Raw genomic sequence first — 13,480 nt, forward strand, 5'->3', positions numbered from 1 at the left:
TTTGTAAAAAAGTGACCCGCCGTAAGGGCGGAACCCTAAGCCGCCGTTACCGCAGCAACGGATATATACTCAATCTACTCAACCCCCTCACAGACTTAAAGCGACACAAAGAGTTGTGTAGATACCTATGGCTATCACAGGCAAGCCAGCTCCCCCCATTGACCCAGGTGTTTGATAAATAGGGTTCCAACAAAAAGCCCCCGTATCTCACGATACGGGGGCTTTTGTTTTACGGCGGGATCAAGCCGGCGCAAGCACCGACTGACCGCTCAACGCCAGGTCCAACAACTCACGGTTGGCCACCGCGTACATGGCGTAGTCCGTGCCGACAGCTGCACGAATTTCCACCATCATTGCGCGCCAGCGATCGGCCATGTCCTGGTGCTGCTCAAGCCACAGGGCCACGCGGGCTTCCATGTCTTGTGGCGCATCGGCCATTTGCAGGACCGCGATGGTAATCGCCCGTTGCTGCCAGTCCACGTCGTCGCGGAAGGCTTCGCGTGCCTGGGCCTGCCAGTTGTTGGCCACCGGCAGATCGCTGATCTGCTGCAAGTACCACGGCAAGTCCAGGGCACTGCCAACGGCGAAGTAGGCTTTGGCCACTTCAGCGGCGTCATGCCCGGTAACGTCGGCGGCTTCGATGATCGGCAGCAAGGTGTACAGGTGGGTAGTACCTGCAACCATGCGCGCCAACAATTCCGGTACGCCGGCTTCGGTGTAGGCCTGGTAGCGGTTCTGCCAGCCTTCGCGGGTCGGGCCTTCCAGCAATTCGTCGAGCTTGAGGCCCAACGCCGCCAGGTGTGGACCGAAATGCGCGGTGTCACGGCCAGCGTCCTGCTCGTTGCGACGGCTGCGCAGGAACCAGCGCGTAGCACGGCGGCCCAGGCGCATCAGCTCGTCCATCAGCTCCAGTTGCACGTCGGCGGAGACCAGGTGGTCCAGGGCTTCAATCTGACGGAACCAGTGCGGGAGATGGAAGATGTCACGCACAATCACATACGCGCCCGCTACGTTCGCCGGGCTCATGCCGGTCGACTCTTTGAGTCGTTGAACGAAGGTGATGCCCATGTGGTTAACCAGGTCGTTGGCGATCTGGGTGCTGACAATCTCACGCTTGAGGCGGTGGCGACGCATGGCTTCGCCGAACTTGGCGACCAGGCTCGGTGGGAACGCGGTCTCCATGTCACGGGTCAGGTAGTCGTCATCCGGCACCAGCGACTTGAGCAATGCTTCCTTGAGGTCGATCTTGCTGTAGGAGATCAACACTGACAGCTCCGGACGGGTCAGGCCCTTGCCGGTTGCGGCGCGCTCGGAGAGCTGCTCCTCGGTCGGCAGGTACTCGATGGCGCGGTCCAGCTTGCCACGGCCTTCCAGGTCGCTCATCAGGCGCTTGTACTCGGCAGCACGCTCGTAGGCACGGCGTGCGGCCAGGGACAACGCCTGGGTTTGCTTGTAGTTGTTGCCCAACACCAGGCTGCCGACTTCGTCGGTCATGCTCGCCAGCAGCTGGTTGCGCTGCTTGTCGGTCATGTCACCGGCCTGCACCACTTCGTTGAGCAGGATCTTGATGTTCACTTCGTGGTCGGAGCAGTCCACACCACCGGCGTTGTCGATGAAGTCGGTGTTGGAACCGCCGCCATTGAGGCCGAATTCCACACGACCCAGCTGGGTCATGCCGAGGTTACCGCCCTCGCCCACGACCTTGCAGCGCAGCTCGTTGCCGTTGACGCGCAGCGCGTCGTTGGCCTTGTCGCCCACGTCGGCGTGGCTTTCAGTGCTGGCCTTGACGTAAGTACCGATACCGCCGTTCCACAACAGGTCCACCGGCGCCTTGAGCAAGGCGTTCAGCAGTTCGGTCGGGGTCAGCTTGTCGGCCCGGATGTCGAAGCGCTCTTTCATCTGTGGCGAGATGGCAATGCTCTTCGCGCTGCGCGAGAAGATACCGCCGCCTTCGGACATGATGCTGGTGTCGTAGTCGGTCCACGCCGAACGCGGCAGCTCGAACATGCGCTGACGCTCGACGAAGCTGGTCGCCGGGTTCGGGTTCGGGTCGATGAAGATGTGCAAGTGGTTGAAGGCCGCGACCAGTTGCAGCTTGTCGGACATCAACAGGCCGTTACCGAACACGTCACCGGCCATATCGCCGACGCCCACCACCGTGATGCTGTCTTCCTGCACGTTGATGCCGCGCTCACGGAAGTGACGCTGCACACCGACCCACGCGCCCTTGGCGGTGATGCCCATTTTCTTGTGGTCGTAACCGGCGGAACCACCGGAGGCGAACGCATCGCCCAGCCAGAAGCCGTAGTCGATGGCGATGCCGTTGGCGATGTCGGAGAAGGTCGCAGTGCCCTTGTCCGCAGCCACGACCAGGTACGGGTCATCGTCGTCATGACGCACGACATTGACCGGCGGCACCAGGGCGCCGTCTTTCAGGTTGTCGGTGATGTCCAACAGGCCGGAAATGAAGATACGGTAGCAGGCGATGCCCTCGGCCGCGATCTCGTCCCGGCTGCCGCCCAATGGCAGGCGACGCGGCAGGAAGCCGCCCTTGGCGCCCACCGGCACGATCACGGAGTTCTTCACTTGCTGGGCTTTTACCAGGCCGAGCACTTCGGTACGGTAATCCTCTTCACGGTCGGACCAACGCAGGCCGCCGCGCGCGACGTTACCAAAGCGCAGGTGCACGCCTTCAACGCGTGGCGAGTACACGAAGATTTCAAACTTCGGCACCGGCTTGGGCAGCTCAGGGATGGCGCGTGGGTCGAACTTGAAGCTGAAGTACGACTTGTTCTGGCCGTTGGCGTCGGTCTGGTAGAAGTTGGTACGCAGGGTCGCCTTGATCAGGTCCAGGTAGCGACGCAGGATACGGTCTTCGTTGAGCACCTGAACGTCGTCCAGGGCGGTGAGGATCGCTTGCTCCAGACGTTGCTGCTTGTCTTCCAGGTCATCGGCGGTGAGCTTGCGCGCCAGGTAGAAGCGGGTCTTGAACAACCGGGTCAACTCGCGGGCGATGTCGGTGTGGTTGTTCAGGGTGCTGGCGATGTAACCGAGGTCGAAGCCCAGGCGGATCTGCTTCAGGTAGCGCGCGTACGCACGCAGCAGCGCCACGTCGCGCCAAGGCAGGCCGGCGGTCAGTACCAGGCGGTTGAACGCATCGTTTTCGGCATCGCCGTGAACGATGTGCACGAACGCGTCCTGCAAGGTGTCGTTGAGCTGCTGGATATCCAGGTTCACGCCTTCGGCGGCGATGAACGCAAAGTCATGGATCCAGAACTCGCGACCATTGGCATGACGCAGGCGGTACGGGAACTCACCCAGCACGCGCAGGCCGAGGTTTTCCAGGATCGGCAACACGTCGGACAACGCCAGCGGGGTATCGGCGTGGTAGAGCTTGCAATGCAGCTCGCGTTGGCCGGAGACCTGGCCCAACGGCTGGTAGAAGCTCATCACCAGCGGGTTGGCTTCGGTCAGGCTGTTCAGGTGCTGCATATCGACCACAGCCGAATGCGCAGCAAAACGCTCACGGTAACCGGCTGGGAAGCCTTTCGGGAAATCCGCCAGCACGTTGGTGCCTTGGGCTTCGCCGAAGCTTTCCACGACCAGGCTGGAGTAGTCGTCCTGCCAGCTGCGGCAGGCCTGCACCACTTCTTTTTCCAGTTGCAGCGGGTCGATGGCGAGGCGGTTCTTCGGGTCAACCCGCAGAATCAGTTGCACACGGGCCAGCACGGACTCGGAGAAGAAGGTCCAGAATTCGCAGTCCGAGGCTTTCAGACGATCCATCAGCACTTGCTGAATCTTCTGGCGCACTTCGGTGGAGTAGATGTCACGTGGCACGTAGGCCAGGCAGTAGCAGAAACGACCGTACGGGTCTTTGCGCAGGAACACGCGGATCTTGTTGCGCTCCTGGATCTGCACGATCGACATCACGGTGCTGAACAGCTCGTCGACCGGGGTCTGGAACAGGTCATCGCGCGGCAACACTTCAACGACTTGCGCCAGTTCCTTGCCCAGGTGAGCCTTGGCCTGGAAGCCCGAACGGCGTTCGATTTCCGCCACCTTGCGGCGGATATAAGGAATCACCCGCACGCTTTCGCCGTACACCGAAGAGGTGTAGAGGCCCATGAAGCGGTGTTCCTTGATGACTTTGCCGTCGGCGCTGATCTCGCGGATCGACACATAGTCCGGATAAGCCGGGCGATGCACGCGGCTTGGGTGCGCAGCCTTGGCGAACGACAGCACAACCGGCTCGTTCAGGTAGGCTACGGCGTAGTCTTCGATACGCAGGTCTTCGGCGGTGAGGCCGGCACGCAGCAGCTTGGTCAGGCCGAGGAAGGAATTGGCGTCATATTCGATATGACCGCCATCCGCCCCGTCACGTACCACAAACTCTTCATAGCCGAGGAAGGTGAAGTGGTTGCCCACCAGCCATTCCAGGAAGCTTTTGATCTCGGCTTTTTCTTCGCCGTCGATGCTGAACTTGCTTGCATCAATACCGGCCAGCAGGTCCTGGACCTTGGCTTTCATCGGTTCGAAATCGGCCACGGCCACGCGCACTTCGCCCAGTACCTGCTCAAGCTCTTTGCTCAGCACGCTCAGTTCGGCGGCATTGGCGCAGCGGTCGATTTCCAGGTACATCAGCGATTCTTGCTGGATGCCTTCGCCCTGGGTGCCTTTGGGCAGGATTTCCAGCAGCTCGGCCTTCTTGCCACGGCGCACGCTGAGGACGGTGGTCTGCAGGGTATGGATGCTGTAGCCACGACGGTTCAGCTCGGTACGGACCGAGTCCACCAGAAAGGGCAGGTCATGGTGCAGCACTTCGACGGCGGTATGGGTCGACTGCCAGCCATGACGTTCGTAATCGGGGTTGTAGACCCGCACTTGCGGTTGGGTGTGATCAAAGCGCTCAAGCAGGCGCCAGGCAGATAAAGTGCAACCGGCCAGGTCGGAAAGGCGACGTTGGGTCAGTTCGTCCAGGGAAATGATGCCGAAAAATTGTTCAGCGAACAGCGCCACTTGTGGCAGTGCCTGTTCACTGATGTGCTGCGCCAGTGCCGCTTGCAGTTGATGCTGGAAGTCGGCCTTGCTGGCTGCGGTGAAGAACGCCATCTGTGGTACTCCGCTTGGGCTTGTTATTGATGGAAGCGTCGCGTTTTCCCCTTGCGGGGAGACCGTCAGCGCTGTTCGCAGGTACTGATAACAAGCACCATAAACGAATCAGGGTGACAGGTGGGTGAAGCTGGACAAGACAATGAGGTCACATACAACTCCCATAAGATGTGCAGCATGCAGGGCGACGGTACGACGGGCAGGTCAGACTCCCGGCACAGGGCACATCCGTTGCGCAGCTTAACGAGTGTAGGAAGACGGCTGCTTGCGACGCTGCGACATATTCGGTCATCGGTACGCAGGCCTGGGGTTGCGACTTGAGCAACCCGTATTTTTCCGAAGAAAAACCCGCTATTTTCCAGCTCACGAGTACCGAAAATGACTGATAGAGCCCGTCAGGTCATACCCTGGGTCTGACACAGAATGCAGCACAAAATTCGCCGCAATGGCACAATTGCCCCGCTGTGCCCTCCCCCAAACAGGATTTCCCATGCTGCAACTGAACACCGACGCGCTGATGGCCACCCCGTGCGACGACGAAGAAGACAACATGGCCATGCTCTGCTGCCACGGTAAAAACGGCGAGATGTTCATGCTCACCCGTTACCCGGACGAAGATGAAGTCGAACTGACTTGGGATTACGAGCCGTCGACCCTGGATGGGCTGAAGGTCACGCTAAGCGACACGACGTTGCGGGTTGAGTTGGCTGCGGGCGATGCCGATGCACTGGGTGGCAAGGATCATCTGGAAATTCTCCACAGCACCGCTGCGTCGGATTTGGCTGAAGTTGAGGAAACCTTGCAGAACATTCTTAAGGGCACAGGCACCTTTACCCGAATCTAAACCGCACCAACGATCAAATGTGGGAGGGGGCTCGCCCCCGATAGCAGTCGATCAGTCACAGACGTATAAACTGATCCACCGCTATCGGGGGCGCGCCCCCTCCCACATTGACCGTGTTCCCATACAAATTTCCTACAAGATTTGCCAAAAATAGCCGTCACGCCGTTAGTCGCCACCCCCCTCGATGCATTAAAGTAAGCGCCCCAGGCCCGGCGTTTTTTCTCGACGCCCAGGCTCACCTCTCCAGGAACCGTCATCGATGGAACATCGTGAAGCGCTGCTCGCGCTGCGAACCTTTCTTTCTACGCAGATTCTCGGCCAGGAAAAACTCATCGATCGCCTCCTGATCGCCCTGCTTGCCGACGGCCATATGCTGGTCGAAGGCGCACCGGGCCTGGCCAAGACCAAAGCCATCAAAGAGTTGGCCGAAGGCATCGAAGCGCAGTTCCATCGCATCCAGTTCACCCCCGACCTGCTGCCTGCCGACATCACCGGCACCGAGATCTATCGCCCGGAAACCGGCAGCTTTGTGTTCCAACAGGGCCCGATCTTCCACAACCTGGTGCTGGCGGACGAAATAAACCGCGCACCGGCCAAGGTGCAGTCGGCACTGCTCGAAGCCATGGCCGAGCGCCAGGTCAGCGTCGGGCGCAGCACCTACGACTTGTCGCCACTGTTTCTGGTGATGGCCACGCAAAACCCCATCGAGCAGGAAGGCACCTACCCGTTGCCCGAAGCCCAGCTCGACCGCTTCCTGATGCACGTCAAAATCGGGTTCCCGGATGCAGCGGTAGAGCGACGCATCCTGCAACAAGCCCGAGGCGAAGCCCTCAACGGTGAAACCAAGCCCGAACGCCGCGTCAGTCAGCAGGCGATTTTCGCAGCGCGCAAGGAAATCCTCGGCCTGTACATGGCCGATGCGGTGGAGGAATACCTGGTGCAACTGGTGATGGCCACGCGCACCCCGGCCAAGTTCGACCCGGAAATGGCCGAGTGGATCGCGTACGGCGCCAGCCCGCGCGGCTCTATCGCCCTGGACCGCTGCGCCCGCGCGCATGCGTGGCTGGCCGGCCGCGACTTTGTGAGCCCGGAAGATATCCAGGCCGTGCTGTTCGACGTGCTGCGCCACCGCATCATTTTGTCGTTCGAAGCCGAAGCGGCCGGCATTGACCAGGACCGCGTGGTGCAACGTATTCTCGATGTCGTTGCCGTCGCTTGAAACCCATGAATGCCAGCGATGGAATCCGCGTCACGCTCAGCGAATTGATTGAGATGCGCCACCGTGTGCGCGAAGTGCAGTTGTTTTCCACGCCGAGCCAGCGCAGCCCGTTGATCGGCCTGCACCATTCCAAGTTGCGTGGGCGTGGCGTGGACTTTGACCAGGTGCGCGTGTACCAGGCCGGGGACGATGTGCGCACCATCGACTGGCGTGTAACGGCGCGTACCCAGGAACCGCATACCAAACTGTTCCACGAAGAACGCGAGCGACCGATTTTCATCATGGTCGAGCAAAGCTGCCGGCTGTTTTTCGGTTCCGGCCAGATGTTCAAGTCGGTACTGGCCGCGCAAGCCGCCAGCCTGATCGGCTGGGCAGCCCTGGGGCATAACGACCGCGTTGGCGGGCTGGTCTTCGGCGACAGCGAACACTACGAAATCAAGCCCCGGCGCAGCAAGCAAAGCCTGCTGCAACTGCTCAACCGCCTGGTGCGGGTCAACCAGAGCCTCAATACCGAAAGCCGACCCGAAGCCGACGCCCTCGGCATGGCCTTGCGCCGTGGCCGCGAAGTGTTGCGCCCGGGCAGCCTGGTGATTGTGATCTGCGATGAACGCGCGCTCACCGAAGGTGCCGAACAGCAGCTGAGCCTGCTGTCTCGGCATTGCGACCTCTTGCTGCTGCCCATCTCCGACCCGCTGGACCACGCCTTGCCCGCCGCAGGGTTGTTGCGCTTTGCCGAACGCGGCGCGCAGTTGGAACTGGACACGCTTAACTTCGACTTACGCCAGGCCTACAAGGCCCAGGCCGAAGCGCGCATCGCCCGCTGGGAACTGCTCGCACAGAAACTGCGGATTCTATTGATGCCCTTGAGTACCCAGAGCGAAATGGTCGAGCAGCTGCGCGAATACCTCAACCCGCAACGCCCGGTTAAAAAGCAATGAGCAGCCTCGACCAACTGCAACCCCTGATCGCCCCGCCGGCCATTGGCTTCTGGCCCCCTGCGCCGGGCTGGTGGCTGTTGCTGCTGGTGATTCCGCTGTGCGCCTGGGGGTTGTGGTGGCTGCGCCGTTTCCTGCCGGCGCGCCGCCCGGTCGCGCGTGCCGAACAACCGCTGGACCCACTGCGCATCACCGCCCTGGCAGAGCTTGCGCTGATGCCAAAACCCTACGACGGCGCCCCCGCCGGCGCCTGGCTGCAACAGCTCAACGGCTTGCTCAAGCGCCTGTGCCGCAACGACTACCCCTACAGCCAGAGCCACACCCTCAACGGCCGCAAATGGCTGGCGTTCCTCGACAACCGCTGCCCTGCTGCCGGCCTGACCCGCTGGATGGTGCTGGTGGAAGGCGCCTACAAACCCGAATGCAAACTCGACGACAAGGCCATCGCCGGCCTGACCCAAGCCGTCGACACCTGGATTCGCAAACATGTTTGAGTTCGCCTGGCCGTGGATCTTCGCCCTGTTGCCATTGCCCTGGCTGATGCGGCTGATCCTGCCCGTGGCCGACAGCGGCGAGCCAGCCCTGAAAGTCAGCTACCTCGCCGACCTCGAAGGCCTGGCCCGTCGTCGCGCGCGCGTCAACCTGCCGGGCTGGCGCCAGCAGGCGCCGTTCGTGGTGCTGTGGCTGCTGCTGTTGAGCGCCGCCGCCCGCCCGGAATGGCTCGGCGAACCGCTGCCGATTGCCGCCAGCGGCCGCGACTTGCTGGTGGCGGTGGACGTGTCCGGCTCCATGGACTTCCCGGATATGCACTGGCAAGACGATGACGTCAGCCGCCTGAGCCTGGTCCAACACCTGCTCGGGGACTTCCTGGAAAGCCGCGAAGGCGACCGCGTCGGCCTGATCCTGTTTGGCAGCCAGGCCTACCTGCAAGCGCCGCTGACCTTCGACCGGCGCACCGTGCGCACTTGGCTGGACGAAGCGCGCATCGGCATTGCCGGCAAGAACACCGCCATCGGTGATGCGATTGGCCTGGCCCTGAAACGCCTGCGCCAGCGCCCGGCGCAAAGCCGCGTGCTGATCCTGGTCACCGATGGCGCCAACAACGCCGGGCAAATCGACCCGTTGACCGCCGCACGCCTGGCCGCTGAAGAAGGCGTGAAAATCTACCCCATCGGCATTGGCGCCGACCCCGAGCAAACCGGCTCCCTGGGCATCCTCGGCGTCAACCCGAGCCTCGACCTCGACGAACCCGCGTTGAAGGCGATTGCCGACGCGACCGGTGGCCGCTACTTCCGCGCCCGCGACGGCAACGAGCTGCAAAAGATCAAGGACACCCTCGATCAGCTTGAGCCTGTTGCGCAACAACCGACACAAGCCCGCCCGGCCCAGGCGCTTTACAGTGCGCCATTGGCCCTGGCGTTGATCCTGAGCATGTTGCTGGTGGTCCAGGAACGCTGGCCCAACAACGCGCTGCAACGCTTACTCAATAAACTCTCGACCAAGGGCATTTTCCTGCAACAGCACCCCGAATGGCGCCAACGCCTCAAACGCCTGCGTTTGCGGAGGCGTCGATGATCGACCTGTGGCCGCACTGGTTCCGTCCCTGGTGGCTGTTGTTGTTGCCGCTGCTCGGCTGGCTGCTGTGGCAGCTTTGGCATCGGCAAAAACGCGCCGGGCGCTGGCAGATGATCCTGCCACCGGCCTTTCATGCGGTGTTGCTCAGTGGTGGCAACGGTCGCGAAAGCAAATCGCCGTGGGTGCTGCTGGGTGTCGGCTGGCTACTGGCCGTGTTGGCCTTGTTGGGTCCCAGCTGGCAAAGGGTTGAACAGTCCAGCCAGAAACCCTCCGACCCGGTCGTGGTGCTGCTGGAATTGACCCCGGAAATGCTCGCCACCGACAGCCCGCCCAATCGCCTGGAGCAAGCGCGGCGCAAGCTGTATGACTTGCTGCAAGCACGCGACAATGCGCCGACCGCAATCGTCGTGTATGCCGGTAGCGCCCACACCCTGGTGCCGCTGTCGGATGACCTGGCCACCAGCCGTAACCTGCTCGAGGCCCTGCGCCCTTCGATCATGCCCGAGCCCGGCCATCGCGCCGACCTGGCAGTGGCAAAGGCCCTGGGTTTGCTCAAACAGGGCGGCCTCGGTCAGGGGCGCCTGTTGCTGGTGGGCTCGTCGCTGTCGAAACAGGAACGCCAAGGCATTCGGCTGCAGCTGCAAGGTGGGCAGGCGCCAACGCTGTCGATCCTCGGCATCGGCAGCCGTGAAGGCACACCGGTGACCCAGGAAAGCGGCGAGTTCCTCAAGGACGACCAAGGCGCGATCCTGGTGCCGCGCCTCGACAGCCCAACCCTCAAGGCCTTCGCCAGTGAAATGGGCGGCCGTTACCGCGCCGCACGCCTGGACGACAAAGACCTGCGTCAACTCAACCTGCTCGACGGCCCGCAAACCCTGCGCAACGATGGCCAACTGTTGCACCTCGACGCCTGGGCCGACCAGGGCTACTGGCTGCTCCTGCCGCTGTTGCTCCTCGCTGCCTGCGCCGGGCGCCGTGGCTGGCTGTTTTGTTTGCCTTTGCTGTTACTCGGGGCGCCGCAACCAAGTTACGCCTTTGAACTTCAGGACCTGTGGCTGCGCCCCGACCAGCAGGGCCAGTACCTGCTCAAGCACAAGCGCCCCGCCGAAGCGGCCGAGCGCTTCGACGACCCGCAATGGCAAGGCGTGGCGCTGTACGAGGCCGGTAACTATGCCGAGGCTATCAAGCGTTTTGCCCAAGGCAATGACGCCTACTCCCACTACAATCGTGGTAACGCCCTGGCCAAATCCGGCGAACTGGAAGCGGCCATCGACGCCTACGAACAGGCGCTGGAGGCCCAGCCCGACCTGCAACCGGCGCTCAAAAACAAAGCCTTGGTGGAAAGCGTGATGCAGCAACAAGCACAGCCCGAACAGACCAAGCCGGCAAAAAGCGAAGATGACGAAACCACCCAACCCGGCCAAACTGCGCAACCGGGCAATACCGGGCAAAGTGCCACGGGTGGCGAACAATCGCCCCAGGGCCAGGGTGAGACCGGCACCGGCGAGAGCCAATCAGGCACTGCGCCAAAAACCGGCGGCAACGACGTACCGGGCAGCGAGTTAGGGGATGAGCAAACCACCACCCCGCCCTTGCGCCCTGCCGATGCCAGCATTGACGGCGAGCATCGCCAGGCCCTGGAGCAATGGCTGCAGGAGATCCCGGACAACCCCGGCGAACTGCTGCGCCGCAAATTCTGGTACGAACAGCAACAACATCAGGACAAGACTCGATGAGCCGCCGCACCACCCTTCTGCTCCTGCTTGCGTTGTCGGCAGGCCACGCCCAGGCGGCGAACCTCGTCGCCAGCGTCGACCGCAGCCGCGTCAATTCCGGGGAAACGGTGGAACTGACGGTGGAGTCCAGCGACGTCACCCAATTCGGCAAACCCGACCTGTCGCCCCTCGACGCACAGTTCGAAGTCAGCGGCACCCGCCAGATCAACCAGCTCACCACCCTGGGCGGCGATAACCACGCCACCACGCGCTGGATCATCACCCTGCTGCCCAAGGAAAACGGCACCGTGGTGATTCCGCCGCTGCAAGTCGGTGAGCTCAAGACCCAGCCGATCAGCCTGCAAGTGGTCGAAACGGCCAGCCAGAACACCAGCGCCGAACTGGCCCCGGTGTTCATCGAAACCAACCTCGACCAAACCAGCGTGTACGTCCAGGCCCAGGCCCTGTTGACCGTGCGCGTTTATCATTCGGTGTCACTGTATGACGACAGCAGCCTCACGCCGTTGCAGATTCCGGATGCACGCATCGAGCAGTTGGGTGAGTCGCGCACCTACGAGAAAGTCATCAACAGCATTCGCCATGGCGTGATCGAAACCCGCTACGCGATCTACCCGCAGCACAGCGGCGCATTGATGATTCCGGCGCAGACCTTCAGTGCGACCCTGGTGGAATCGCGCCCGCCCCAAGAGAACACGCTGCAAGGCACCAAACCGGGCAAGTTGATTCACGTCAGCTCGGCCGAGTTGCCGTTGACGGTCAAACCCAAGCCGGAATTCTACCCCGCCGATGCGCCCTGGTTGCCTGCGCGCAGCCTGAACCTGAGCGAAGCCTGGAACCCCGCGCCTGATCACGTGCAGGTCGGCGACTCCTTGACCCGCAGCCTCACAGTCAAGGCCGAGGGCCTTTCCAGCGCGCAACTGCCGGCGCTGCCCAGCACCGACATCAATGGCCTGCGCCGCTACCCCGACCAACCGGTGCTCGCCAACCAGAGCAACGACCACGGCCTGACAGGCAGCCGCGAAGACCGCGAAGCGCTGGTGCCGACCCGCGCCGGCGCTGTCGAACTGCCGGCCGTGGAAGTGGTGTGGTGGAACACCCACGAAGACCACCTCGAACGCACCAGCCTGCCCGCGCGCACCTTGCAAGTGGCGACCAACCCGAGCCTGGTGGTGGACACCCCCGCCACGCCGACGGTAATTACTGCGCCAGACGATGACCGCCTGTGGCTGTGGCAACTGAGCACACTGATCTTCGTATGCACCACACTGCTGGGCTTCGGCCTGTGGTGGCGTGCACGTCGGCAACCGGCCGTGCAACGTGCCGCGCAAACCGGCCCGAGCCCGCGCAGCCTGCTCGACGACCTCAAGCGCGCCACCCAGGCCAACGACCCGCAGGCCACGCGCCAGGCACTGGACGCCTGGGCGCGGCAACAGCCGGAAACCCTGGCGGATATGGCCGCGCGGTTTGTGCCATTGTCGGATGCGCTGGATGGGCTGAACGGCGCGCTGTACAGCGAAAGCGGCCAATATTGGCTGGGCGAAGACTTGTGGCGCGCGATAAAAGCCATTCCTACGGCTGAACGCGAACAAGACCCGGCGACGGATACCACCAGCCTGCCGCCGCTGTATCCCAAGTAAATCCCGGGCTGCCTCACACCACAAAGCCTATGTGGGAACTGGCTTGTGTGGGAGCCGGGCTTGCCCCCGATGGCATCAACTGCTTATACCTGATGTACCGAGGTGCCTGCATCGCAGGCAAGCCAGCTCCCACAGAAAAGCGCAGCGCCACAGCCTGGCAGATAAACTCGGTCAAATTGTGGGAGCAGGCTTGCCCGCGATGGCATCAACTGCTTATACCTGATGTACCGAGGTGTCTGCATCGCAGGCAAGCCAGCTCCCACAGAAAAGCGCAGCGCCGCGCCTGGCAGCTAAACTCGGTCAAACTGTGGGAGCGGGCTTGCTCGCGATGGCATCAACGGCTTATGCCTGATGTACCGAGATGTCTGCATCGCAGGCAAGCCAGCTCCCACAGAAAAGCGCAGCGCCGCGCCTGGCAGCTAAAC

8 protein-coding genes are annotated in these 13,480 nt (G+C 62.3%); 7 read left to right on the forward strand and 1 reads right to left on the reverse strand.

Annotated features, from left to right (window positions below; all coding sequences use genetic code 11):
* Positions 1-240: 240 nt before the first annotated feature.
* Entirely contained in the window at positions 241-5,109 is a 4,869-nt protein-coding gene (locus ACDZ94_RS24375) for an NAD-glutamate dehydrogenase (protein ID WP_221294939.1), read from the reverse strand.
* A 490-nt stretch (positions 5,110-5,599) separates the two neighbouring features.
* Here ACDZ94_RS24375 and ACDZ94_RS24380 point away from each other — a divergent pair, with 490 nt between their 5' ends.
* The 7 genes from ACDZ94_RS24380 to ACDZ94_RS24410 all read left to right on the forward strand — a co-directional run bounded on the left by ACDZ94_RS24380 (position 5,600) and on the right by ACDZ94_RS24410 (position 13,055).
* Complete coding sequence (locus ACDZ94_RS24380; RefSeq protein ID WP_064452691.1) at positions 5,600-5,953, forward strand: hypothetical protein; 354 nt, start codon at positions 5,600-5,602, stop codon at positions 5,951-5,953.
* 259 nt (positions 5,954-6,212) lie between these two features.
* Positions 6,213-7,172, forward strand: a complete 960-nt coding sequence (locus ACDZ94_RS24385; RefSeq protein ID WP_003174327.1) for an AAA family ATPase — start codon at positions 6,213-6,215, stop codon at positions 7,170-7,172.
* 5 nt (positions 7,173-7,177) lie between these two features.
* Positions 7,178-8,110 carry a DUF58 domain-containing protein gene (locus tag ACDZ94_RS24390; RefSeq protein ID WP_049712996.1) on the forward strand — a complete coding sequence of 311 codons (933 nt, stop codon included), beginning with the start codon at positions 7,178-7,180 and terminating at the stop codon, positions 8,108-8,110.
* Entirely contained in the window at positions 8,107-8,601 is a 495-nt protein-coding gene (locus ACDZ94_RS24395) for a DUF4381 domain-containing protein (RefSeq protein ID WP_064452692.1), read from the forward strand. The genes ACDZ94_RS24390 and ACDZ94_RS24395 overlap by 4 nt, the downstream gene beginning before the upstream one ends.
* Entirely contained in the window at positions 8,594-9,682 is a 1,089-nt protein-coding gene (locus ACDZ94_RS24400; RefSeq protein ID WP_064452693.1) for a vWA domain-containing protein, read from the forward strand. Before ACDZ94_RS24395 ends, ACDZ94_RS24400 begins: the two co-directional genes overlap by 8 nt.
* Complete coding sequence (locus ACDZ94_RS24405; RefSeq protein ID WP_432751568.1) at positions 9,679-11,418, forward strand: tetratricopeptide repeat protein; 1,740 nt, start codon at positions 9,679-9,681, stop codon at positions 11,416-11,418. Before ACDZ94_RS24400 ends, ACDZ94_RS24405 begins: the two co-directional genes overlap by 4 nt.
* Entirely contained in the window at positions 11,415-13,055 is a 1,641-nt protein-coding gene (locus tag ACDZ94_RS24410) for a BatD family protein (RefSeq protein WP_221294942.1), read from the forward strand. The genes ACDZ94_RS24405 and ACDZ94_RS24410 overlap by 4 nt, the downstream gene beginning before the upstream one ends.
* The last annotated feature ends 425 nt before the right edge of the window (positions 13,056-13,480 follow it).

This window comes from Pseudomonas sp. UBT, from assembly GCF_050915955.1.
Taxonomy (GTDB): Bacteria; Pseudomonadota; Gammaproteobacteria; order Pseudomonadales; family Pseudomonadaceae; genus Aquipseudomonas; species Aquipseudomonas antarctica_A.

Bases quoted from the DNA above. Each gene is read 5' to 3' on its own strand.
- ACDZ94_RS24375 (WP_221294939.1), bottom strand. From the start codon at position 5,109: ATGGCGTTCTTCACCGCAGCCAGCAAGGCCGACTTCCAGCATCAACTG.
- ACDZ94_RS24380 (WP_064452691.1), top strand. From the start codon at position 5,600: ATGCTGCAACTGAACACCGACGCGCTGATGGCCACCCCGTGCGACGAC.
- ACDZ94_RS24385 (WP_003174327.1), top strand. From the start codon at position 6,213: ATGGAACATCGTGAAGCGCTGCTCGCGCTGCGAACCTTTCTTTCTACG.
- ACDZ94_RS24390 (WP_049712996.1), top strand. From the start codon at position 7,178: ATGAATGCCAGCGATGGAATCCGCGTCACGCTCAGCGAATTGATTGAG.
- ACDZ94_RS24395 (WP_064452692.1), top strand. From the start codon at position 8,107: ATGAGCAGCCTCGACCAACTGCAACCCCTGATCGCCCCGCCGGCCATT.
- ACDZ94_RS24400 (WP_064452693.1), top strand. From the start codon at position 8,594: ATGTTTGAGTTCGCCTGGCCGTGGATCTTCGCCCTGTTGCCATTGCCC.
- ACDZ94_RS24405 (WP_432751568.1), top strand. From the start codon at position 9,679: ATGATCGACCTGTGGCCGCACTGGTTCCGTCCCTGGTGGCTGTTGTTG.
- ACDZ94_RS24410 (WP_221294942.1), top strand. From the start codon at position 11,415: ATGAGCCGCCGCACCACCCTTCTGCTCCTGCTTGCGTTGTCGGCAGGC.